General features: G+C 47.5%; 20 protein-coding genes and 1 tRNA gene. 5 read left to right on the top strand and 16 right to left on the bottom strand.

What is annotated here, in order from left to right; translation table 11 throughout:
- Positions 1 to 6 precede the first annotated feature (6 nt).
- Positions 7 to 726: a peptidase associated/transthyretin-like domain-containing protein gene (locus ICL55_RS08830; protein ID WP_188096143.1), complete on the bottom strand. Its 720-nt coding sequence runs from the start codon at positions 724 to 726 to the stop codon at positions 7 to 9.
- 68 nt (positions 727 to 794) lie between these two features.
- Between ICL55_RS08830 and ICL55_RS08825 the strand changes: the two genes are divergently transcribed.
- Entirely contained in the window at positions 795 to 1,766 is a 972-nt protein-coding gene (locus ICL55_RS08825; protein WP_188096141.1) for a hypothetical protein, read from the top strand.
- 4 nt (positions 1,767 to 1,770) lie between these two features.
- Positions 1,771 to 2,520 carry a hypothetical protein gene (locus ICL55_RS08820; protein ID WP_188096139.1) on the top strand — a complete coding sequence of 250 codons (750 nt, stop codon included), beginning with the start codon at positions 1,771 to 1,773 and terminating at the stop codon, positions 2,518 to 2,520.
- Here the strand turns inward: ICL55_RS08820 and ICL55_RS08815 are convergent.
- From ICL55_RS08815 to ICL55_RS08745, 15 genes are all read right to left on the bottom strand, one after another.
- Positions 2,498 to 3,064: a 2'-5' RNA ligase family protein gene (locus ICL55_RS08815; RefSeq protein ID WP_188096137.1), complete on the bottom strand. Its 567-nt coding sequence runs from the start codon at positions 3,062 to 3,064 to the stop codon at positions 2,498 to 2,500. The genes ICL55_RS08820 and ICL55_RS08815 overlap by 23 nt on opposite strands.
- Positions 3,065 to 3,202: 138 nt before the next feature.
- Positions 3,203 to 3,784, bottom strand: coding sequence for a hypothetical protein (locus ICL55_RS08810; RefSeq protein ID WP_188096135.1), 582 nt, complete (start codon positions 3,782 to 3,784; stop codon positions 3,203 to 3,205).
- 191 nt (positions 3,785 to 3,975) lie between these two features.
- Positions 3,976 to 4,164, bottom strand: a complete 189-nt coding sequence (locus tag ICL55_RS08805) for a bacteriocin (protein WP_188096133.1) — start codon at positions 4,162 to 4,164, stop codon at positions 3,976 to 3,978.
- A gap of 452 nt (positions 4,165 to 4,616) precedes the next feature.
- Complete coding sequence (locus ICL55_RS08800) at positions 4,617 to 6,272, bottom strand: vitamin K epoxide reductase family protein (RefSeq protein ID WP_188096131.1); 1,656 nt, start codon at positions 6,270 to 6,272, stop codon at positions 4,617 to 4,619.
- A gap of 659 nt (positions 6,273 to 6,931) precedes the next feature.
- Positions 6,932 to 7,003, bottom strand: a tRNA-Arg gene (locus tag ICL55_RS08795).
- Positions 7,004 to 7,060: 57 nt separating this feature from the next.
- Positions 7,061 to 8,875, bottom strand: coding sequence for an AMP-dependent synthetase/ligase (locus tag ICL55_RS08790; RefSeq protein WP_188096129.1), 1,815 nt, complete (start codon positions 8,873 to 8,875; stop codon positions 7,061 to 7,063).
- Between the two features lie 30 nt (positions 8,876 to 8,905).
- A complete protein-coding gene (locus tag ICL55_RS08785) occupies positions 8,906 to 9,160 on the bottom strand; it encodes a 2TM domain-containing protein (protein WP_188096127.1) in 255 nt (84 codons plus the stop codon).
- 83 nt (positions 9,161 to 9,243) lie between these two features.
- Positions 9,244 to 9,906: a YceI family protein gene (locus ICL55_RS08780; RefSeq protein ID WP_188096125.1), complete on the bottom strand. Its 663-nt coding sequence runs from the start codon at positions 9,904 to 9,906 to the stop codon at positions 9,244 to 9,246.
- Positions 9,907 to 9,971: 65 nt separating this feature from the next.
- A complete protein-coding gene (gene paaN / locus ICL55_RS08775; RefSeq protein ID WP_188096123.1) occupies positions 9,972 to 11,627 on the bottom strand; it encodes a phenylacetic acid degradation protein PaaN in 1,656 nt (551 codons plus the stop codon).
- Between the two features lie 141 nt (positions 11,628 to 11,768).
- Complete coding sequence (locus ICL55_RS08770) at positions 11,769 to 12,848, bottom strand: tetratricopeptide repeat protein (protein WP_188096121.1); 1,080 nt, start codon at positions 12,846 to 12,848, stop codon at positions 11,769 to 11,771.
- A gap of 110 nt (positions 12,849 to 12,958) precedes the next feature.
- The gene (locus ICL55_RS08765; protein ID WP_188096119.1) at positions 12,959 to 13,786 is read right to left on the bottom strand and encodes a CPBP family intramembrane glutamic endopeptidase; all 828 of its coding nucleotides are present in this window, start codon (positions 13,784 to 13,786) and stop codon (positions 12,959 to 12,961) included.
- Between the two features lie 69 nt (positions 13,787 to 13,855).
- The gene (locus ICL55_RS08760; RefSeq protein ID WP_188096117.1) at positions 13,856 to 15,100 is read right to left on the bottom strand and encodes a DUF1015 domain-containing protein; all 1,245 of its coding nucleotides are present in this window, start codon (positions 15,098 to 15,100) and stop codon (positions 13,856 to 13,858) included.
- Between the two features lie 172 nt (positions 15,101 to 15,272).
- Positions 15,273 to 16,343, bottom strand: coding sequence for a 3-phosphoserine/phosphohydroxythreonine transaminase (gene serC, locus ICL55_RS08755; RefSeq protein WP_188096115.1), 1,071 nt, complete (start codon positions 16,341 to 16,343; stop codon positions 15,273 to 15,275).
- A 192-nt stretch (positions 16,344 to 16,535) separates the two neighbouring features.
- Positions 16,536 to 17,522: a zinc dependent phospholipase C family protein gene (locus ICL55_RS08750; protein ID WP_246496208.1), complete on the bottom strand. Its 987-nt coding sequence runs from the start codon at positions 17,520 to 17,522 to the stop codon at positions 16,536 to 16,538.
- Between the two features lie 106 nt (positions 17,523 to 17,628).
- Positions 17,629 to 18,237, bottom strand: coding sequence for a DUF502 domain-containing protein (locus ICL55_RS08745; RefSeq protein WP_188096112.1), 609 nt, complete (start codon positions 18,235 to 18,237; stop codon positions 17,629 to 17,631).
- A 227-nt stretch (positions 18,238 to 18,464) separates the two neighbouring features.
- On the opposite strand from ICL55_RS08745, the gene ICL55_RS08740 reads away from it, so the two are divergent.
- From ICL55_RS08740 to ICL55_RS08730, 3 genes are read left to right on the top strand one after another with little or no spacing between them, the layout of a single operon-like run.
- Positions 18,465 to 19,076 (top strand): TetR/AcrR family transcriptional regulator, encoded by a 612-nt coding sequence (locus tag ICL55_RS08740; RefSeq protein WP_188096110.1) that lies wholly within the window; start codon positions 18,465 to 18,467, stop codon positions 19,074 to 19,076.
- A 4-nt stretch (positions 19,077 to 19,080) separates the two neighbouring features.
- Positions 19,081 to 20,442 carry a TolC family protein gene (locus ICL55_RS08735; RefSeq protein WP_188096108.1) on the top strand — a complete coding sequence of 454 codons (1,362 nt, stop codon included), beginning with the start codon at positions 19,081 to 19,083 and terminating at the stop codon, positions 20,440 to 20,442.
- A gap of 37 nt (positions 20,443 to 20,479) precedes the next feature.
- Positions 20,480 to 21,589, top strand: coding sequence for an efflux RND transporter periplasmic adaptor subunit (locus ICL55_RS08730; protein WP_188096106.1), 1,110 nt, complete (start codon positions 20,480 to 20,482; stop codon positions 21,587 to 21,589).
- Positions 21,590 to 21,595 lie beyond the last annotated feature (6 nt).

Below are 21,595 nucleotides of genomic sequence, written 5' to 3'. Positions count from 1 at the left end.
GACGGGTTATTTTAGGGGTGGCTGGCGGAATTTATCATACTGTTGCCTGATATACACATACAAATCGTAATCACTGATGTCTCTCACGAAGTCGTAGGATGGCTGATACCGCAGCATAAACTGTGAGAGGCTGTCGCCGTCTAATCCGGTGAGGTGTTGCACCAGGGATGGATTGAACTTTTGTTCTACCAGATTTTCTTTTTCTTTATCCAGCAAAATCTTTCTGAATTTATCTTTCTTTTTATTCTTGTTGAAAGACACCGCTTTGTACAGCTGGTTAATATTAATCGCAATGACCGGCCCGGCAGAAACAATCACTTCGTTCCAGCGCGGGCGGCGGAAATCAAACTCTCTCCTGAACTCCTGCCGTAGCCTTAGAGAGTCACGGAGGTAGTTGTAATGGATGATGTTAATGGCTTTTAGTTCCAGTGGCTGCGATTGTAGTTGGTGCGTGACCGTTGTCCTGTCTTTACTGACGATGTACAGCAGTGGTACAAAGCCCATTGCTTTCAATAGTAAGGTATCTCCCTTTCGTACAGACAGTTGATAGTGGCCCTGCTCGTCGCTGATAGCGGCGGATTGTGTACGTTTATTCAGTACGGTTACTCCGGTGGCCGGCATGCTGTCGTCCCTGAATATGGTTCCCTGCAGGGCGCTCTGGGCATGTGCCAAAGACAATGCCAACAGGAGTGGTAACAGCAGAAGGATATACATCAGTGCCCGCATAACGGCAAGATATAAACGCTTTCTTAAAGGAAAAGTTAATATTGACGGTTTTAGTTTAAATTAGTATCATGAAAGGATTTTGGTCATATTTCTGGATAGTATACATGCTCTTTTTTGCTATCCCGTTCCCCATGCTTATCTATTATAACACACGGGAAGGCCTGTCAGATACTAACCCATATCTGGCAATTACCTGGCTGTCGCTGTCAGTGGTGCTTTGGGCCATACTGGTACTGCGCTGGTTCCGGAACTGGATATTGCTGCCGTTTAAAATGAAACGGAATATCGATTACCTGTTACGCGAAGGCGAAAAGCGGGAAGCCCGTGTGGTAGATAGTAAGGACGGTAAACAGGTGAAGACAGATATGGTGAGCAAACAGATGACGCTCAGCCTGCGCAATTTTGTGGGGACGGAGATTACCGAAAAAATGGAGCTTGTTGATTCCCGGCCGGGAGAAATGCGCTATGAAAAAGGAAGGATCATTCACCTGCTGATTGATAAAACCCTGAAATTGCGGCCTTACCTGATTGTGGATACCACCCAGGCAGATGTGAAAGCGGGCCGGATGCTGTTAATGCTGCTGCTGTGGCTGGGCCTTGCAGGTGCCATTGTAGGATATTACTATTTTTCCTACAGCCTGGAAAGTGATGGGTATGGCTGGCGCTTCATGAAGATTTATCATCCGCTGGTGCTATGCCCGCTGATTCTTTTTTCCGGCGGTTATGGGCTGGGCCTGTTGTTGAGTCTGTTCAGTGGCGGCGATCCGGACACCTTGTTACATATCAAATACTTTGGTGTTCAGACGATGGCGGAGGTAGTATCTGCGACGCAGACAGGCACCTATATCAACGAACAGCCGCAGGTGAAGTTTGAACTACGCTACCAGGACGGATATGGTAAAACGTATACGGCTACACTTAAAAAAATCGTGTCCCTTATTGATCTGGGGATGGTCCGTCAGGAAGCTGTTTCCATATTTTACCTGAAAGATAAACCATCAGAGGTGGCATTCGCCGAGGACCTTGCTGACCTAAACTAATTTTATGTTGAAAAACCTATACAGATTTTCAGGTATCTTGCTGACACTGGGATGCTTTTCCTGCCAGCAGTTGACAGATACTTTCCGGGATACTTTCAAAGAAAAATCAGCCGAACAAAAAGAAGAAACTCCGGCTACTACCGGTCAAAGCAGCCCGGTGACATCATCGGTTACTATTGAATCCCGTATTTCCAAAGATACTGTACGCGTTACCTATTCTTCCCGCAGCGCTTCCGGCGATACCGTACGGACTACCTATTCTTCCCATAGCACCACCCGGAAATTGGATTTCCTGACAGACGAAGCGGGGTTAAAAGCGGCGCAAAAAAGCCTGCGGGCTTTACCTGCCTACGCGGGGAAAAAGATGTACCTCTACGATGATATTCACGCATATGATGATGGCAGGATCAACCTGCAGCTCCGGCATCCGGAGAACCCGGAATATGTGGATGCCTGGCACTTCGCCAACGGTAAATGGAGTGGGCCGGAGCCGGTACAGCTTTCTGTCCGCGATAAAATAGAGAATAAGGTGGTGCCGCTGGATGACGTTGATTTTAGCAGCATGGCGAGGGTATATAAAAACATAGCAGAGAAATCTGCTACCATCGAAGGGGCAAAGATACCTAAGCATATCTACGGCATCGTTCAGGAAAAACGTCTTTTATGGTATCCGGCCTCTATCAGTGGCAGCCGCGAACGATATGCCATCAGTTTTTATCCGGACGGTAGCATCAATAAATTTTTCCGGGAATAGGCACCTCCTGTAGTATCTCATAATGGGCTGCCTCTACGGCTTTCTTCAATATCGTTACCTTATCGCAGCAAAAGCTGTCGCGACACCCGAAGTCGTGCAGGTCAATCTTTATGAGCTCTTCGCGGGCTACATTCCGGGCAATGGTAATATGTGGCCGGATGCTTCGGTGGTGGTGGAAAGTGGCGCTTATAGCGCCATGCAGGCTGCTGATAGGATGACTGTTGACCGGTTGCAACATCAAAGTGGCCGTGCGTCCATGATAGAAAATGCCGGCGTCATGGAGCTGCACTGTAAATTCCGAAAAACCTTCTATCGCATGCGTCACCTGTCGGATGATTGCCTGGTCATCTTCCGTACGTAAAAATTTCATCAGCGAAATATGAGCGATCGAACGCAGGTTGTAAGACGGTACCGGAATCATGGCTGCCAGCCTGCTTTTCATGGCTGCTACTTTGTGCACGATGCGTTGTCCGGGAGAAAGGAGCAGAAAGTACTCATAAAAGCTAAATAATGACAGCTGTGCATAGTTCACCCTCTTCTGCATAACGAAGCGTATTTACATGACAATAAATGGGTGAAATAATGGGATAGCAGATAGTCATTAAAGTTAATAAAAGTATGGATGGCTAACAAAAAAAATATTACCGTTCCTGTGTGTTTCAAGGGGAATTGGCAGCTGTATTCAGTTGCCCTGCGCTGCCGGCAGTAACCTGCCATAAGCAGCCAGTACGCGGTTTACTTTCCGCCGATGCTCCGCCCGTACTGCCCGCACACTCCGCTGCTTCACAAAGGCGCTCAGCCGGATAATTTCATCATCCAGAATATAGAGCACAATTTCGATCCGCAGCATTCGGTCTCTTTGGGTGATACCCGGGATATTTCCGACAGCAGGGCGGGAGAGGAAGTCCTCCATAACAAAATGCTCAAACATCACCGGGTCCTGCTCGTACAGCGCCGGAATGGCCCGGGAGAAGCTTCGCTCTATCTTTTGGATGGCCGCAGGCATGCGCGGCGAATGCATAAAACTCCGGAGGCGCTTTCTCAGGCGTGCCAGCACCTGTACGGCGGTGATCTCTTTAAACTTAATACAGGCTTCGATTTGAAACTGGAGAATTACTTTGATGTGTAACTCGGATTTAAGGAGATGATCGTCCATAGTAACGCCTTTGACTACTAAAATCTCGTCCGGGGCGGTGTGGTCCAACAGATAGGTTTTAAATAGTTCAGGGTTAGTCTGGTATAAAGGTTTTTCGGGGCTGTTCATAAAGCATGGGTATTTGGGGTCAATGAGCTATACCTATAGATACAGTTGAACAGCGGATTTGTTCATTTGGATAGGTTTTTTAGGGTGGTGGTTGGTTTTTCGGTGTCGTTGCCCGCTCTTAATAATCAAAAAGCCCATGGAAGAATAATATTCTCCATGGGCTTTGTGTTACTTATGTAGGGTGGTATGCGCTATTCGCAGATGAATGATTTCGGCACGCAAATTTCCCACGGGCAGCAATATTCTGCGGGCGGACAATCTTCATCTGTCTTACAATAGGCTCTTGCATTAGCAACACCGCCCACAATGTGCTTCAACTGCTCATTGGTGAGCACTTCTTTAGCGCCAAGTTCAGTAGCGCGTAATTTTAGTTTTTTCATTTCGAAAGAATTTAGTGATGAAATAATGATTTAACAAACGTGTTACCGCTAACAATACGTTGTTAGGGCAAATCTACCATCCTTCATTCCGGTATATCCGGAATGAAATAATTTTTTCAAAGTCACTTGCACAACTCAAACACCGCTGTAGGAGAAAAGCACAATTTGTCTGTCCCTCCTATCTTCTTTATCTCTTCTCTTGGCAGTACCTCTCCATATTTTAAAAACAGGCAGCTTATCATTTCCCCAGCCTCTTCGTAATAGTAAGTTTCCCGGCCTCTATCGTATTTTATGGGGCAACCCATTTTTTTCATGTCATTCAGAATTTCTGACAGGGTACTTCTGCTTATATTATTCCTCTTTGCAAAGTGGTCCAGATTACCGGTAGCCTTCCTCTTTATCATATAGTCGATGTACTTCAGTCGATTAATATATTTCATGATAGTCATAGCCTAGTCTTGTGGTGTTAAAAAGAATTTCAAATCATTCAAATTATACGGGGTGGGAAGCTGATGGCCGTTGATGAAAAAAGTAGGCGTAAATGCTATACCAGTTTTACGGCACCAATCTGCCATCGCTTCCACTTTGGCGCTTTGCCTATGCAGTTCTCCATTTAGTGGATATTTTCCTGCAAATATTTCATAATTTTTTTGGCCAGACAGGTACCAATCGTCCAATGCTTGTCTGGTTAGTTGTTCACTGTTTTTTTCTGTTATGGCGAGTAAATGTTTTACAGGCAATGATCTGGAATCCGCCTCGTTATTGGTTGCTAGGAATATGAGCTGGACCTGCACATCGGGATTATTATTTAATAGTTCATCCATCGGGGTATGTGCTTTAGCACAGGGGCCGCAATATGGATTACATACCTTTATCAATTTATGTTTTGCGTCAGGATTTCCGAGTGTTATGCCTAATCCTTCTGTGGGCTCAGTTACCGCTTTCTGTTTTGTAAGTAATGCGTTAAATATTTCGGGATTATGCTTTAAGCGCCGTAACTCCCGCTTGTTATTTCTGTTTTCCTTCGCGTTTTCCAATGCTGGTGTTAACAGCATCAACGTTATAAAAGGAACTGCAAACATGGTTAACAGCATTAAAATAAGTTCATGGTTAATATTGTCTGCCAAAATCAAACTATGCCAGCTGCCTGCCAGTGCAGTTGCAAACTGCAATATCAGCAGGCCCTGTATAAAAAGACATAGTGTACACCACCGCTTTATTACCTGCCACTGGTAGTAAATGGAGAAGAAAAGAAAGGGTAGTGTCAGGATATTTAGCCAGCTTACAATTAACAGGGACCTCGGATTTACAATACCGGAAAACAATAATAGCAGGATCTGCCCCATAAAATAGGTGAAGCCAATGGCACTCCAGCTGATACCAGCTATCTTTGATGCTTTAGAACGCAATACGGCTCCACATCCTGATTTTTCGCCATAGCCACATATTTGCTGCGTTACCGGGTTAGATTGGTCTAGTTCATGCCATACGAGCAAGGCGCTGGTTACGGCCCCGGCAAGTGTAATGGTGGTAAATAAAAACGGCAGCAAAGCGCTCATGCCGGTGTGAAGGAAGGCAAATATTGCCGCCAGTGCAACAATAGCCGGAATACCAAACACGATCAGTTGCTGGAAGAAAGAATTTCTTTTTTCTTCTTTCAGCTTTTTAGCATATTCATGTTCTCCCGCAGGCTTTTCCTCGCTCGGTTCGGCCAGCAGTACCGCACCCAAATATTTTTTAAGGAAATCTTCTTTGGGTTGCGTAGTCCATCTGCGCCTTTCAGGATCATAAAATAAAACAGTGTTCTTTTTGACTTCTTTTACAACTGTAAAGAAATCGGGACCGGTTTTTCTCCCTTTGATGAGTGTGATTAGTGGTAAAGGCGCTTCCTCCAGTTTGTCAGGATTTAGTTGTATTGCCAGATTTTCCACAGCATACTTATTCAATACATCACTAATACTGAGTAAACTGGGATAATCCGGATGCTCCTCAATTTCTTTGCTAAGCGTAGTCCTGGTGATTTTAACCTTTAGCTCATCGGTTAGTAACTTAGCTGCTTCGGAAGCATTGCTTTTGGGCTCGAGAAAGTTTTCTAGAATGGTTAGCATAGAGAACAGATTTATAGGATTGATCGTAAATCAAATGTTGGTAAAGCGTAAATGGCATGGGTTAAATCTCAGACAAGTATGCTCACTGTGCTTTACGTATGATACTAACCCACTTTATGGACAGTATTATAATTGAGGGTGTTTACATTAAAACTAAGGTTGATGAGAATGTCATCGTATCATTACAGGTTATGAGAACGTGGCGGTATTTTCACTGGGTTATTTTTAATCGTTAGGTCAGCAAAAATGTTATTTTAAATTTAATAATAGATTTATGGTTTTGCAAGTTTTTTCAAAGCCTTTTTCCCAACTTTTCATTGCTAGAAAAGAATGCAGTATTACAAATATTACTATGAAGGAAGATGGTATATACGGCGGCAGCATCCCGCTTTTCCCATGGCATTATAACTTTTGTCGGTAAAATTTTATGACCTGTCTCTATGCATCATGCTTTTTCAATACAGCATGTTTGTCTCTGACTTTTGTAAAAGCCTTTCTTTTCATGATGAAAGGTCCGAGTTAAAAATGACTTTGACACCAGCTGGTTTAATCACTTTATCCGATTACTTTGCAGCGGAGCTGACAGCGCATGATTTTGGGGTATAAATGAAAAACGCCCAAACTTAGTAAAGCTAAGTTTGGGCGAATAAGCGTTTTTGTAGTCCCGACAGGGATCGAACCTGTATCTAAAGTTTAGGAAACTTCTATTCTATCCATTGAACTACGGGACCATCCTGATTCCCTTTCGGGGGTACCGGGCTGCAAAAGTAAGGGTTTTAAATTAATATTTAAAGACTTTCTATATCAACTTTCCCATTTGAAGGGGCGTACATGCTGTCTATTTCCTTTTTGTACTTTTCAAGGATTACCTTCCGTTTCACCTTCAGGGTAGGCGTGAGCTCCCCGGCGTCTACGGTCCAGTCACCTGGCAAAAGCAGGAATTTTTTGACCTGTTCGATATGGTTAAAGAACTGGTTGTACTTATCCACGGCCTGTTTGTAGAGGTCCTGCACTTCGCGGCGCTGCAGCAGTTCTTCGTTGCTGCCGGCGGTGATACCCCTTTTCTGCGCCCAGCCACGGAGATTATCAAATGCGGGCACAATCAGTGCTGCGGTGAATTTGCGGTCTTCGCCCACTACCATGATCTGTTCTATATAGGGAGATTCCTTGAATTTGTTTTCTATGGGCTGGGGGGCGACGAACTTGCCGCCGGACGTTTTGAACAGTTCCTTTTTACGGTCGGTGATTTTCAGAAACTTATTGTCGATCAGCACACCGATATCGCCGGTGTGGAACCAGCCATCGGTAATGGCGTCGGCGGTGAGATCGGGACGTTTGTAGTATCCTATGGTCACGCTGGGGCCTTTACAGAGTATTTCTCCGTCTTCTGCAATTTTTACTGCTACGTTGCTGATGACCGGCCCCACGGTGCCGAACATACGGTCTTCTACATTATAGCGGTTAACGCTGATCACCGGCGAGGTTTCGGTAAGACCATAACCTTCCAGGATGGGGAGACCCGCGGAAGTGAATATTTTCAACAGCCTTACCTGGCAGGCAGCGGCCCCGTTAACGATACACTGGATGTTGCCGCCAAGGGCTGCGCGCCATTTGCTGAAAACAAGTTTATTGGCCAGTTTCAGCTGGAGATCGTACCAGAAGCCCTGCTGATGGTTAATTTCATAACGTTTGCCCAGATCTACCGCCCAGAAGAACAGCGCCCGTTTAATCCCTTTGAGCTCCAGCCCGGTGGCCATAATTTTTTCATACACTTTTTCCAGCAGTCGCGGTACGGTGGTGAAAATGGTGGGCTTTACCTCTCTGAGGTTATCGGCGATGGTGTCCATGCTTTCGGCATAATAAACGGGCACGCCGGCGGTCAGATAGAGGTAGGTGACCATCCGCTCGAAGATGTGATTGAGCGGCAGGAAACTGAGGGCACGGGCATTTTTGCTGACGGGCAGGTAAGGCTGACAGGCCAGCACGTTGCTCATCACGTTGTGATGGGAAAGCATAACCCCTTTGGGGGTGCCAGTGGTACCGGAGGTGTAGATAATGGTGACCAGTTCCTCCGGGGATATATTTTGCTGCACTTCATCGATCAGCGCATCGTCATTTTCGTCGGCCAGGGCCAGCACTTCCGTCCAGTGGCGGGCGCCGGGCACCTGATTGAAGGTAAAGATTTCACGGATGGTGGGAAATTTATCCCGGGAAGCCAGTACTTTATTCAGTAGTTCCTGATCGCTGACAAACAGGATGCGCGCGGCTGCGTCGTTGAGCACATACTCCAGTTCATGTTGACTGATCGTCGGATATATCGGGGTAACGACGGCACCAATCTGTTGACAGGAAAGGTCTGTCAGCAGCCACTCCGGCCGGTTGGGTGAGATAATGGCAATTTTGTCTTTCTCTTCATTGGTTTTGATGCCCGCCCGGATACCCAGCTTCAGTAAGCCTGAGCTGAATTTGCGGGTGATGTCAGCTACTTCCTGGGTGCTGTATTTTCTCCATTGTCCGTTTTCCTTGCCGGTAAGCATATCCGCTCTGGGATAGTTTTCCAGCTGATACCGGATGACGTCAAATAGTCGCTGCGGTTGGTCCATTATGCTGTTTTTTGAGTGTGCTATACGTGCTTATATTCTTTTCAGCGTATCGTCGAAAGTGCCTTTGTGATAAGTATTGAAATACTGAAGTGTAAGCGCTATGCCCCATCCCAGCGTAGGACCCAGCGGCCAGGGTGCGCTTCCGGGCATATCCCGGTCTGAAAGTAACCATACTGCCCACAGTCCCATATTGATCACCAGGTAAATGATGAGATGACATTTGAAGCCGGCCCTGGCTTTTGCAATGCGCCAGAGACGTTCATCTCGCTGCTGGGTAGTTTCCATTTGAAGTGGTTTTATATGTGAAGCGGCTTTACTCAATTTAAAATATTTTATCGGCTTTCCCTGAGAAAAGCGAAAAATACGGCCTACCTCGATGCGCTGATATGAAACCCGATGTTTACCTGTGAATTGATCAGTTTGTCCTGTAAGGATTTGTCAGCGCGGTAATTAATACCCCACAAAGTACGATCGATATTGAAATTGGCGACCGCGGTGAGGTGGTGACTGTCTATGCTGATACGGGCGGGGAATGAAATGTTTTTGGTGACGTTCTTGAGGGTCAGATTGCCTGAAATGACGTGGGTGGCGTCTTTTAGCTCCACTTCTTCCCCTACGGCAGGGTAGTAGGAATTAATACCGGTCATTTCAAAAGTGGCGGTGGGGAATTTTTCAACATCGAAAAAAGAACTGCTTTTCAGTTCTCGCTCCAGTTTATTTTTCATGGCGCTGTCACCAGCGAGGTCTATATTCTGCAGGGTGTGCATATTGATCACCAGTTGGGCCCCGGTGATGAGGGAGTCTTTTACATAGATCGCCCCACCGGAAAGCCGCAGGGTACCATGGTGTTTGCCGGTCGGTTTGGTGCCTATCCATTCTATCAGGCAGGCAGAGGTGTCCGCCAGATAAGCATTGCCAGTGCCTACTTTGACGGCCTGGGGGTTGCTGGCGGCAGCTTTGTCGGCCTTGGGGGCCTGCTCACAGGCTACCAGAATACCGGACAGTAAAAGAAAGAATACAATACTTTTCATAAATATTTCCCTGCATTTATAATGCCCAGCGTTCCGGAATGGCCCGGAACGCTGGTATGATCAATCTATTCTATCAGTTCACGGTTGCCCACCCATACAAACCGTTTGATGATAAACTCCTGGTTGGTGAAACTGGCATTGCCGGCCGGATTGCCTCCACTAACATGGAAATCGGAAAACGCCGCATGCTGGTTCACCCAGATAAAACCGGTAAGATTGAAAGAAACAGGCGTGAACACGCTGTTCATTTCATCCGCGATCTTTTCTTTGGTGGCAGGATCGGTAGTATAGGCCGCACAGGTAATAGCGCCGTGTTTCTGCGCCATCTGTTTGGCCAGCTGGATAGTATGGGCGGTGTCTTTTGTTTTTACGATCAGCACAATAGGACCAAACAGCTCTTTCTCGTAAATATTGGTGTCTGCGCTGCTTACCTCGATGATGGTAGGGGCAAACACCCTCGCTTTACTGAATTCTTCGTTGTTGACTGGTGCGCCTGCCAGTACTACTTTGCCGCCCAGTTGTTGGGCTTCCTGTGCGCGTAACAGGGTGTTTTCATTCTGAAGTGCGCCCAGCGTGCCGGCGCCCATTTTCGGATTGTTGGCCAGCGCCACGATGGCATCTCTGAACCGTTGCACTACCTCGTTGAAACTCACCTGTCCTGCAGCGGTAGCAACACCGGTTTCCGGAATGAAGAAGTTCTGGGGAGCGGTACACATCTGACCGGAATACAGGCTCACAGAAAATGCAAGGTTCTGTATCACGGGGTCCAGGTCTTTCACGCTGTCGAGCAGTACGGAGTTAACCCCTGCTTTTTCGGTGAAGACAGTCTTCCCCGGGAGAGATTCCACATAATTGCCGAAAGCGCTGCTGCCGGTATAGTCAATCAGTTTTACGTCCGGGTGCTCTGACAGTTTTTTGGCAATCAGATTTTCGGAACTATCGGGTGCAAGCTGACACAGGTGCGGATCATGTCCGTTTTCCTGTAACACCTGTTGTATGGCACTTACAGCAATGGCAATAGGCAGAATAGCGCGCGGATGTGGTTTTACGATCACGGGATTGCCGGTGATCAGGTTGGCATACATGCCCGGCAGTGTGTTCCACACGGGGAAAGTAGAGCAGCCGATCACTACGCCAATACCTTTCGGAATAGCGCGGAAAGACTTTCTCAGGCGGATGCTGATTTTGCCCATGGGCTTTTCCCATTCCAGCTCGGGCGGATAGCGTTGCAGCTCATGATAACCGGTGGCAATGGCTTCGAGGGCGCGGTCGTTGGCGTGCGGACCGGAAGCCTGGAAGCTCATCATAAAGCTTTGCCCGGTAGTATGCATGGTAGCATTGGCGATATCGAAAAAGTAATCTTTAATTCGTTCAAGCGTTTCCGTTAGTACGCCGGCTCTTTCAGCGACGGAGGTGCGGCTCCAGGCATGGGTGGCTTCACCAGCGCGTTTTACCAGGTCGTCTACGGCAAAGGAAGGATAGGTAACGCCCAGTACTTCCTGTGTATAGGGTGACACTTCTTCTCCTGCCCAGCCGGTTTCACCGGTTTGCAGTAATTGTTTAAAGGGCTTGTTCAGCAACTGCTGATAGCTCTGTACGCCTTTTGCATGGGCTTCTTCCCCGTAAGCTTTGGGGTGCTCCGGATAGTGCGAATAGAAAGTTCTTTCGTGGTTCGCTTTAACAGCGGCATCAATCGTGTTTTGGTGTTTGGTGGCGAGCATATTCAGATTTTGAGATTATTCAGACAGCCGGGACGGTTGTCATCCCGGCTGGAAAAAGCTTGAAAAAAAACGCCTCTCTTGCTCAATCCTGCAGCTGCTGCTATGGCATGTCGCCCAGGGCCTCAGCCCTGGGAACAGAATTTAATATCCCGCGTTGATCAGCGTGAATTTCCCGTCATTGTAATATTCATCCGGTCTGGGTTTCAGCGGATGGTTGCGCTGATATTTCAGAAAGTCATCATACTCTTGTTTATGCAGGGCTATCCATGCTTTATAACCAGCCTGATTGGCGGCAGGACCGAACAACCAGTGATTGTATGATTCAAACATGCCCTGCTGCAGCATCTTTTGCTGAAAATCGAAAAGCGCGTAGGGATAGCTGCTGCCGTAGGAATTATACCAGTCCAGCAGGAAGCGGGTGCGGGCCATGATCAGCGCATCGGGGTCCACACCGCCTGTGATCACGCTCAGCTGTTTGCCCATGCATTGTTTGAAGGCCTGGGAAAAACCATTGTCCCCTCTGCTCTTCTTACCTTTTTTACCCTCTTCTTCAGGGACCATGCTGTCGAACAGGCTGGGATCGTTGAACAGTTTTTTGTACGATTCCAGTACGATGTTCCTGATTTCAGCGGTCCGTGTGGTGAAACTTTCCATATTCATGAAAGTTTCGCCGTATAATATACACCACAATGGGTTATTGCTGTAATAGTAGGTTTTGGTGGCATTGTAATAGTTGCCCGGAAAACCAGGGTCCTGCTCAATACCTTTGATCCAGGAACGCAATGCGCCGTCATACATCTTGAAGTTCATCGCCAGCGTACCGTTGTCGTTGTACAGCTCACCGCTGTTAGGGAATTTACGGATGGCCTTTTCGTACATCCGCTGCGCTGTTTTCCACTCTTCCCGTCCCTGGTAGATATTGCCGGCAATCTGAAATACCTGCACGTCTGCTTCTTTTCTGTTGAGCAGGGGTTCTATCACACTTTTCGCTTTGATAAGGTCTCCTTTCAGGTAAAAGGTGAAACCAAGCTGTTTCCTGTATTCAAAATTGTCCGGGTCCAACTGTAACGCCTGGTTTAATACCAGCACAGCATTGGAGTAATCCCCGTTACGCATGAAGTTGGTAGCGGTCTTGTATAGTTCATTCGCATCCTGCGCCACCGCCACTTGTGAAAATAATACCCCCGCAACAAATACTGCTTTCAATAAAGAAGACCTCATATGCATTCCTGTCTGTCGTTTGTTGTAAAAGTAAGGAAAATGGGGTAATGTCCCGCTGATCAATCTTCGGGCTGAAATAAATAGGCAGAGGAAAGTTTATATTATGTAATTTATTTATTTGTTTTATTGAATATTTTTTGAAGTAGCAGGACGCCCATAACCAGCACAACCAATGCTATGGAAGTGGCTATCATATCTCCCGCGTCCAGCAACTTTTGCCAGTGGTGGTTATCAATAAGGTAGGAAAAAATAATAAGCACAAAACTGGCCCATAAACAGGGAAGCAGTGAACGTGTGTAATAGTAAACCCAACTGTATAGCAGATTAAACAGCAAATAAAAACATATGGCTACCGGGACCATGTATAACAGGGAAGTAAACAGCACACTGTTAACAATGGCAACAGCAGGACGATATCTCTTTAACAGGCCATCCAGCAGGATTCCCCGGTTGAGCACATGGTCCAAAAAAGTAAAGAGGGTCACACAGATGGTTGTGACAAATATATTGTCAGGGTAATAGGAATTCTGACTATGCATGAGTGTGTCCCAGACATCAACATGAAACCAGGCACTAATGCAGATGAAGCTGACGGTCAATGCCGGAATGATGGCAACCAACAACAACATCACAGATATTGGCGGCATCCTGAACGAAGGTACATAGGCTGGTTCCCGCTTTTTCTTTTGTGAATAGGCATAGGCCGTTATTAATACGTACACGACTATGGACAGAGGGCCGATCAGATAATTGGCTGAATCGACAGCGCCACGGGAGATACCTTCATATATGCCGAGGCTGATTATCAGGATCAGAAAAAGCACCAGTATGGCGGGAAACAACAACCAGAAGTGCTTCAGGCTGGGATAGGCCCTTGGCCCCTGTTCTTCAAAAACCGGATCATCAAAAATAGTGGCAGGGGAGGACGTGGAAGACATAGGTACTAGGGTGAAAACAAACTCCCCTGACGGAATGGTCAGGGGAGCCGGATATTGAAAATATGTTGATTAAATCACATGCGTGATAAGGCCGTCGCGCAGCTTAGGTTCAAACCAGGTGCTTTTCGGAGGCATCACATTACCGCTGTCGGCAATGTCGAACAGTTGCTGAATGGTAACCGGGTACAGGGCGAAAGCTACTTTCATTTCTCCGCTGTCTACGCGTTTTACCAGTTCCTGTAAGCCACGGATACCACCTACGAAGTCGATGCGTTTGTCGGTGCGTTGGTCTTTGATGCCGAGGTGTTTGTCCAGGATGTTGTTGGACAGGATAGTCACGTCCAGAATACCGATAGGATCAGTGGTGTAGGTACCTTCTTTGGCAACCAGGCGGTACCAGGCTCCTTCGAGGTACATACTGAATTCATGCAGCATGGACGGCTGTTGCGGCTGGTGGCCGATTTCTTCCACGGTAAAGTCGTAGTCGAGGCGGGACAGCAGTTCCGCTTTGCTCAGACCGTTGAGGTCTTTTACCAGGCGGTTATAGTCCAGGATGGCCAGCTGGCTGGCGGGGAAGATAGTGGTCAGGAAATAGTTCACCGGATTTTCCACGGAAGTGATGGTGCCTTTCTCCTGGAATTCTTTCTGTACCAGGCTGGCGGAAGCAGCGCGGTGGTGGCCGTCGGCGATGTAGGTGCAGGGCACTTTTTCGGCAAACAGGGTAGTGATTTCCTGTACGGCAGCCGGGGTATTGATCACCCAGATGGTATGCTGGATACCGTCATCCGCGGTGAAGTCGTATGTTGGTTTGTTATTGTTTTGCCAGTGGTCGATCAGGGCGTTCACTTCCGGCACGTCGTTGTAGGCGAGAAAAACGTTACCTGTCTGTGCCAGTGTGGTTTTAATATGGTTGATACGGTCCAGTTCTTTGTCCGGGCGTGTAAACTCATGTTTTTTGATAATGCCTTTGTTGTAGTCGTCTACAGAGGAGGCGCATACCAGGCCGGTCTGGGCGCGGCCGTTCATCACCAGTTTGTAGATGTAATAGGCAGGCTGTGCTTCCTGAAACAGTACACCTTCTTTTACCAGGTGTTGCAGGTTGGCTGCTGCTTTATCGTATACCTGCTGGCTGTGGGTATCTATCCCTTCCGGCAGGTCTATTTCAGATTTTGAAACATGATAATACGAATAAGGATTACCGGCAGCGGCAGCTTTAGCTTCGTCCGAACTGAGTACGTCATAAGGCCTTGCAGCTACTTGTGCCGCCAGTTCTTCTTTGGGCCTTAATCCTTTAAAAGGTCTGATAATAGCCATGATAAAAATGTGGATGAGGGTAAAAGTAATAAAAACAATTACGAATTACGAATTACGGATGATGAAAAAGAACAAATACAGTAACGGATTGCGAATTAAGCCCTTCTAACTGAGTTGGGGATTCAGTCAGAAACCTTAATTCGTAATCCGTAGTTCGTAATTCGTAATTGTTTTATGCTTTTTTCAGGGAGAAGTATTTCATGGCTTCCACCATTACTTCTACGCTTTCGTAGGGCAAAGCATTGTACATGGATACCCGGAAACCACCGGAGAGGCGGTGGCCCTTAATACCAACGATATCTTCTTTCTTACAGAATTTCAGGAATTCTTCTTCCATCTCAGGCTTGTCCATGATGAAGCAGGCGTTCATCAGGCTGCGGTCTTCTTTGGCCACTGTACCGCGGAACAGCGGGTTGTGGTCAATTTCATCATACAGCAGGGCTGCCTTTTTCTGGTTGATTTTTTCGATGGCTGGTATACCGCCCTGCTCTTTCAACCAGCGAAGGGTGAGCATGGAGATATATACCGCAAATACGGGAGGGGTGTTCAGCATGGACCCGTTCTCTATATGGTTTTTGTAGTCCAGTATAGCCGGGATTTTACGGGTTACTTTACCGAGCATGCTTTTACGGATGGCCACCATGGTAGCACCGGCTGCGCCCATGTTCTTCTGAACACCGGCATAAATCAGCGAGTACTTGTTGAAGTCCATGGTGCGGCTCATAATGTCACTGCTCATATCCGCGATCAGGGGAACGTCTGTTACCGGGGTCATATGCCACTGTGTACCATAGATGGTATTGTTAGTGGTAATGTGCAGGTAGCTGGCCTGTGGAGGGATGTTGAATTGTTTGGGGATGTGGTTGTAGTTACTGTCTTTGGAGCTGGCTACTACATCTACGAAGCCAAACAATTTTGCTTCTTTGATGGCTTTGTTGGACCATACGCCGGTATCTACATAAGCGGCAGTCTCACTGCTTTCCAGCAGATTCATGGGCACCTGCATAAATTGCGTGGTGGCCCCGCCATGTAAATACAGCACCTCGAAGTCGTCATCAAGCTGCATCAGTTCCCTAACCAGGTTACGCGCCTCTTCCATCACCGCTATAAACGGCTCCGTTCTGTGGCCTATTTCCAGTATGGACATCCCCGATCCCTCAAAGTCGATCAGGGCTTTACTGGCTTTGTATAATACCTCGTTGGGCAATACAGAAGGACCTGCGTTAAAATTATGCACCTTCATGTTACGATCTAGATTAAATTCATTTTTTGATCTTTCCACTTTGTTTTGGTTTTTCTAAGGAAACGGAAAAAAAACGGCACGGGTGTTTTAAAACCTGTAAGGCGCGTGGTGTAGGATAGGTTAAAAGACGGTAGGAACAAAGATAAAATTTCTTTTCCAAATATTCTGTATTAGCCTAAATATTTTGCCCGTTTATTCTGTTCTGCCCAGCATGCGTCCCTCTGTCCATCGTTGTTGCAGCTGTTCAAACTCCTGCAACTCGCTCTCCGTAAGGCTTGTGTGATGAAGCTCCTGCAAAGAAGGCTGCCCTGCATTTACCCAGGCGGTATACCAGCAGGCCGCCACCGCTGCAATGGATTGTTTCATTCGCCGCGCTGTCATACCATTCAACAACCGATGATATGCTTTCGTATAACCTTCAGCGTAAGTCCTCGTTAACACACCGTTCCTGATCTCATATGCATAACGCTGCGCCGGGGGCGTCTGTTCACATAACCACTTTTCTTTTTTCAATACGGTGTCTGCTGCAAGACCGCTACTGGTGACGATCTGCCAGACAAATGCCCGCCAGTCGCCGATATAATGCGCTTTGCCGGCCCAGTAATCAAACTCCGCATCTGCCAGCAGCTCAGGGATGCGCGACTCCCATAGGCCATGGATGCCCGTTTGCCCGGTAAACTGTCCGTTGTGATTGGAACAGGCATGTAACGGCACATGTGCATCGGCCACGTAATGCCCCGCTTCGGCCGACAATTGCAGGATCCGCTGCTGGTCCCGCTCACGGAAAGCCTTCGTCAGCATAAACATGATCTTTTCAAGATGCCAGGGCAATATCCCGTTGCGCTGCAGTGAATCGGCGCCATACCGCGCCACGGCTTCCTGCCAGCTACGCGGTATCTGCCGGTACGGCGGCTGGTCCAGCAGGTCAATATCCAGATAGTGCCGCGGTGCCTCGGCAGCCACCACATACCGGCGTTTGTCCGGATCGGTAGCGTGCACACGCAGGTATTCCAGATGCGGCTTATATAACACCAGCATCTCAGGAGGCAGACAAAATACCGCCAGCCTGTTGATCCGCTCATGGGCAAAGAAACCCCAGCCACCAGCGGATTCGGCACTCAACAATAGTATAATAGTAAAGCTTACAGCGAAACGCTGTTTCAGGATACGGGTTAACATAACAAACAATTTAGCAATTTGGTTACGTTGAAATTTAGCTATTTAATCCAAGTCAGCCAAAGCTTTTACAGGAATTAAATAACTAAATTTCAAAACAGCCGAATGACTAAATGTTGGTAACGCCGCCACTGACGGCAAATTTCATGGCCTCACCGGCAGAAATATTTTCCAACGGTTTCACCCGCTCCTTCGGTACAATAAACACTTTACCGGTAATGGCATAAGCATGCGGCACATATACGGCCATATAGCCTTCCATGCCCAGACTGCTCACATCTGTCTGGGTGATAAATCCCATCTCCCATACATCCAGTCCGTAAATCTGTACCAGCACCGGATGATCGAACTTCTTTTTCTCTCCCACAAACGCGTCAAATACGTCCTTGATGGAAGTGTAAATGTATTTGATGAAAGGAGTGCGCTCCAGCAAATGATCAAACAGATCAAAAATCCGCCCGATAATGAAGGAAGAACTCAGGTATCCCACCACTACTACCAATATCAATACCAGCGCGAAACCTACGCCCTTGTACTTTAGAAAGTTGAAAGAGGTGTCCTCCGGAATGATCTCCTTCGGAATAAGATTGTCAATAGTAACAAACGCCCAATATAAAGTCAGTGCAGTGATCCCGATAGGGGCCAGTATCAACAGGCCCTGAAAGAAATACCGCAATAAACGGGACGCAAACACTTTTAATTTAAGTTTTGGCGACATGGCAAAAGGAATGAAGGCACAAAATTAGACAAATAAGCGGAAGATTACCTGCCCTCTACATGGCCTGTCTGTGAAGGTTTTCAAATCCCGCTCCCGTAATACCCACCCACCACCGGTCTCCACAAAAAGATGTTACCACATATAAAAAATAATTACTGGAAACTTTGGAAGTTTAAAAAGTTTCCATAGTTTTGTCTTCGTATCATAAAGCCTGTTAAAGCACTTTTATGGAACCGCAGGAACGTATCATGGACACGGCTTTTGGCCTGTTTCGACAATATGGCACCAGGTCTATCACCATGGATGACATCGCTGAGAAAATGGGCATCTCCAAAAAGACCCTCTACGCCCACTTCATGGATAAAGACGACCTGGTAACACAGTCGATCACCCGTTTTATCGGCCTCGTGGAAGCGGAATGCCTGACAGACCGTGAAAAATCAGCCGATGCCATCGAAGAACTGTTCCTCGTCATGGACATGCTGGACCGCCGCATGCGCAATATGAACCCTGTTGTCCTGCTCGATCTGCAAAAGTTCCACGCGAAAGCTTATCAGGTGTTTTTGAATTATCAGAACAACTCATTGACCAACACCATCCGCGAAAACCTGGAACGTGGGATCAATGAAGGACTCTACCGGCCGGACCTCGACATCAGAACTCTGACTCAATACCGCGTTTACGGATGTATGCTCAGCTTTCAGCCCGAAGCGTTTCCGGGTAACTCTGACATGACCAGGGTACAAAAAGTGCTGCTGGAAAATTTTCTGTACGGAGTGGCCTCTGCTAAAGGCTATAAGCTTATCGAAAAGTACAAACAACTATCGCAAAACATATAATACTATGCAACGTATCAGAAGGCTCACCGGCATGGCTTCCATGGTGGGACTGCTCGCAGCGGCCGTCAGTGCCGGCGCCCAGACCATCTCCCAGGAGCCTGTCCGCCTGTCGGCCCGGGAAGCAGTGGACTATGCCTTGGCTAACCAGTCAGCAGTGAAAACAGCTAAACTGGATGAACTGATCCAACTGGCCAAAAATAAAGAGGTCAGCGGACTGGCTTTGCCAACCATCAACGGTACCGGCCAATATCAGTACAACCCGATCGTCCAGAAACAGATGTTCAGTCTGGGCAACTTCAACCCGTCAGCGCCCAAAGATTCCTTTGCTGTGGTCTCTTTCCAGTTGCCACACAATGCCATGGGCGAAATAAGGCTCACACAGACCCTCTTCGATCCCAGCGTACTGGTGGCCCTCCAGGCCCGTAAAACACTGGAAGACCTGGTGTCAAAAAACGTGGCCAAATCACAGATCGACGTAAAAGCCAACGTGTACAAAGCCTATTATAATGTACTGTCTGCCCGGAAAGCATTGTCTATCCTGACAAACAACATCACTACCCTGGAAAAACTCCTCAACGATACCAGAGAAATCAATAAAAACGGCCTGGTGGAAAAACTCGATGTAGACCGCCTAGTGGTGCAATACACCAACCTGCAGACCGAACAAACCAAACTCCGTAACCTCGTTGAACTAGGCGTGGCTGCGCTCAAATACCAGATGGGCATGCCGCTGAAACAAGAGGTACAGCTCACTGACACCCTGTCCACTGAAAGGATCGCTGAAAGCATCCCCGATATGGACAAATTCGATTACAGCCAGCGCATAGAATACCAGTTGCTCGAAACACAAAAGAAAGCCAACGAATACGACCTGAAAAGATACCGGATGAAAGGGTTGCCCAGCTTGCAACTCTTCGCCGCTACCGGCGCGCTCCGCGGCAGTGATAAGTTCGATTACCTCAAAAGTCAGATGTGGTACGGTTACCTCAACACCGGGCTGAATCTCTCCGTACCTATCTTCAGCGGCTTACAACGCAGAAGACAGGTAGATCAGGCCCTGCTGAACGTAAAGAAAAGTGAAGTGGCCATCGAAAATGCGAAACTGGGCATCGATCTCGAAAGAGAACAATCTGCTTCTACCTTCCGCAACAACGTACTGAGTCTGCAGGCGCAGGAAAAAAACATGCAACTCGCGGAAGATGTACATAATACCACACAGATCAAATACCGCGAAGGCGTGGGCTCCAGCCTGGAAATGACGACAGCCGAAAATGACCTGCTCACCGCACAGAACAATTATTTCACCGCACTGTATAACGCTATCGTAGCCAGGATAGACCTGCTCAAAGCTTACGGTAAACTATAGTGCAAAACCTTTTCAATCACCTATCACTACTAGCTATATGAATAAAAGATATCTTTTCACGGTCCCGGTGCTCGCCGTTGTAATAGCTGCCTGCGGCGGCGGTGGCAACAAAACACAACAACTGGAAAAACTGAAACAGGAGAGAGCTGCCATCGATTCTAAAATCGCTGCGCTAGAGAAGGAAGTTGGTACAAAAGATACTGTAGCCAGAAAGAAAGATGTTACCGTGTCTGAAGTAAGAGACACCGTATTCGAACACTATATTGATGTACAAGGCAGTGTAGATGCCCGCGAAAACGTGAACGTGTCCGCCCGCGCAATGGGCGTGATCACCGCTATCTATGTACACGAAGGTCAACAGGTAAGCAAAGGCCAGACACTGGCCCAGGTAGATGATCAGGTGCTGAAAGCCAGCGTGGCGGAACTGCGCACGCAGATGGACCTCGCCAATACACTGTACGAAAAGCAGAAAAATCTCTGGTCACAGAAAATAGGTTCTGAAGTACAGTACCTCAACGCTAAAAACCAGAAAGAAGCACTGGAAAGAAAAATGGCAACCCTGCAGGACCAGCTGTCCCAAACCCGCATCATTGCACCCATCAGCGGTACGGTTGATGCGGTGATCGCTAAAGTGGGCGATAACGCAGCCCCCGGAAATCCTACCTTCCGCGTGGTGAATGCCAATAACCTGAAAGTGACCGCCAACGTGGCGGAAGCTTATGCTGGTCTTGTGAAAGGCGGCGACCGCGTAGTCATCGCTTTCCCGGATATCAACCGCGAAATAAAAACCAACATCGGCTTCGCTTCCAGGACTATCGATCCGCTCAGCCGCACCATCAAAATTGAAGTGCCGCTGAAACCCGATAACAGCCTGCGTCCTAATATGATCGCCCATATCAAAATTGTGGACTACGCTGCCAGCAACGCTGTCGTAATCCCGGTGAACCTGATCCAGTATTCCTCCGGTAAACCCTTCGTCATGGTGGCAGAATCCAAAAATGGCCAGCTGGCCTCCCTGCGCAGGACCGTGGAAGTGGGACGCACCTATAACGATAAGGCTGAAATCAAAGACGGCTTAAAAGCGGGTGATAAAATCATCACCACCGGTTACCAGGGCCTCAATGATAATGACCTGATTAAACTGTAACGCTGA

The organism is Chitinophaga varians (genome assembly GCF_014529945.1).
Lineage (GTDB): Bacteria > Bacteroidota > Bacteroidia > Chitinophagales > Chitinophagaceae > Chitinophaga > Chitinophaga varians.
The sequence above is the reverse complement of the archived record's forward strand: the minus strand, read 5'-3'. Positions and strand labels throughout refer to the sequence as shown.

Excerpts from the sequence above, each read along its gene's own strand:
- serC (WP_188096115.1), bottom strand. The coding sequence starts at position 16,343 with ATGAAGGTGCATAATTTTAACGCAGGTCCTTCTGTATTGCCCAACGAG.
- ICL55_RS08805 (WP_188096133.1), bottom strand. The coding sequence starts at position 4,164 with ATGAAAAAACTAAAATTACGCGCTACTGAACTTGGCGCTAAAGAAGTG.
- ICL55_RS08800 (WP_188096131.1), bottom strand. The coding sequence starts at position 6,272 with ATGCTAACCATTCTAGAAAACTTTCTCGAGCCCAAAAGCAATGCTTCC.
- ICL55_RS08780 (WP_188096125.1), bottom strand. The coding sequence starts at position 9,906 with ATGAAAAGTATTGTATTCTTTCTTTTACTGTCCGGTATTCTGGTAGCC.
- paaN (WP_188096123.1), bottom strand. The coding sequence starts at position 11,627 with ATGCTCGCCACCAAACACCAAAACACGATTGATGCCGCTGTTAAAGCG.
- ICL55_RS08760 (WP_188096117.1), bottom strand. The coding sequence starts at position 15,100 with ATGGCTATTATCAGACCTTTTAAAGGATTAAGGCCCAAAGAAGAACTG.
- ICL55_RS08825 (WP_188096141.1), top strand. The coding sequence starts at position 795 with ATGAAAGGATTTTGGTCATATTTCTGGATAGTATACATGCTCTTTTTT.
- ICL55_RS08790 (WP_188096129.1), bottom strand. The coding sequence starts at position 8,875 with ATGGACCAACCGCAGCGACTATTTGACGTCATCCGGTATCAGCTGGAA.
- ICL55_RS08815 (WP_188096137.1), bottom strand. The coding sequence starts at position 3,064 with ATGCAGAAGAGGGTGAACTATGCACAGCTGTCATTATTTAGCTTTTAT.
- ICL55_RS08810 (WP_188096135.1), bottom strand. The coding sequence starts at position 3,784 with ATGAACAGCCCCGAAAAACCTTTATACCAGACTAACCCTGAACTATTT.
- ICL55_RS08745 (WP_188096112.1), bottom strand. The coding sequence starts at position 18,237 with ATGTCGCCAAAACTTAAATTAAAAGTGTTTGCGTCCCGTTTATTGCGG.
- ICL55_RS08735 (WP_188096108.1), top strand. The coding sequence starts at position 19,081 with ATGCAACGTATCAGAAGGCTCACCGGCATGGCTTCCATGGTGGGACTG.
- ICL55_RS08740 (WP_188096110.1), top strand. The coding sequence starts at position 18,465 with ATGGAACCGCAGGAACGTATCATGGACACGGCTTTTGGCCTGTTTCGA.
- ICL55_RS08830 (WP_188096143.1), bottom strand. The coding sequence starts at position 726 with ATGCGGGCACTGATGTATATCCTTCTGCTGTTACCACTCCTGTTGGCA.
- ICL55_RS08820 (WP_188096139.1), top strand. The coding sequence starts at position 1,771 with ATGTTGAAAAACCTATACAGATTTTCAGGTATCTTGCTGACACTGGGA.
- ICL55_RS08750 (WP_246496208.1), bottom strand. The coding sequence starts at position 17,522 with ATGTTAACCCGTATCCTGAAACAGCGTTTCGCTGTAAGCTTTACTATT.
- ICL55_RS08785 (WP_188096127.1), bottom strand. The coding sequence starts at position 9,160 with ATGGAAACTACCCAGCAGCGAGATGAACGTCTCTGGCGCATTGCAAAA.
- ICL55_RS08765 (WP_188096119.1), bottom strand. The coding sequence starts at position 13,786 with ATGTCTTCCACGTCCTCCCCTGCCACTATTTTTGATGATCCGGTTTTT.
- ICL55_RS08770 (WP_188096121.1), bottom strand. The coding sequence starts at position 12,848 with ATGAGGTCTTCTTTATTGAAAGCAGTATTTGTTGCGGGGGTATTATTT.
- ICL55_RS08730 (WP_188096106.1), top strand. The coding sequence starts at position 20,480 with ATGAATAAAAGATATCTTTTCACGGTCCCGGTGCTCGCCGTTGTAATA.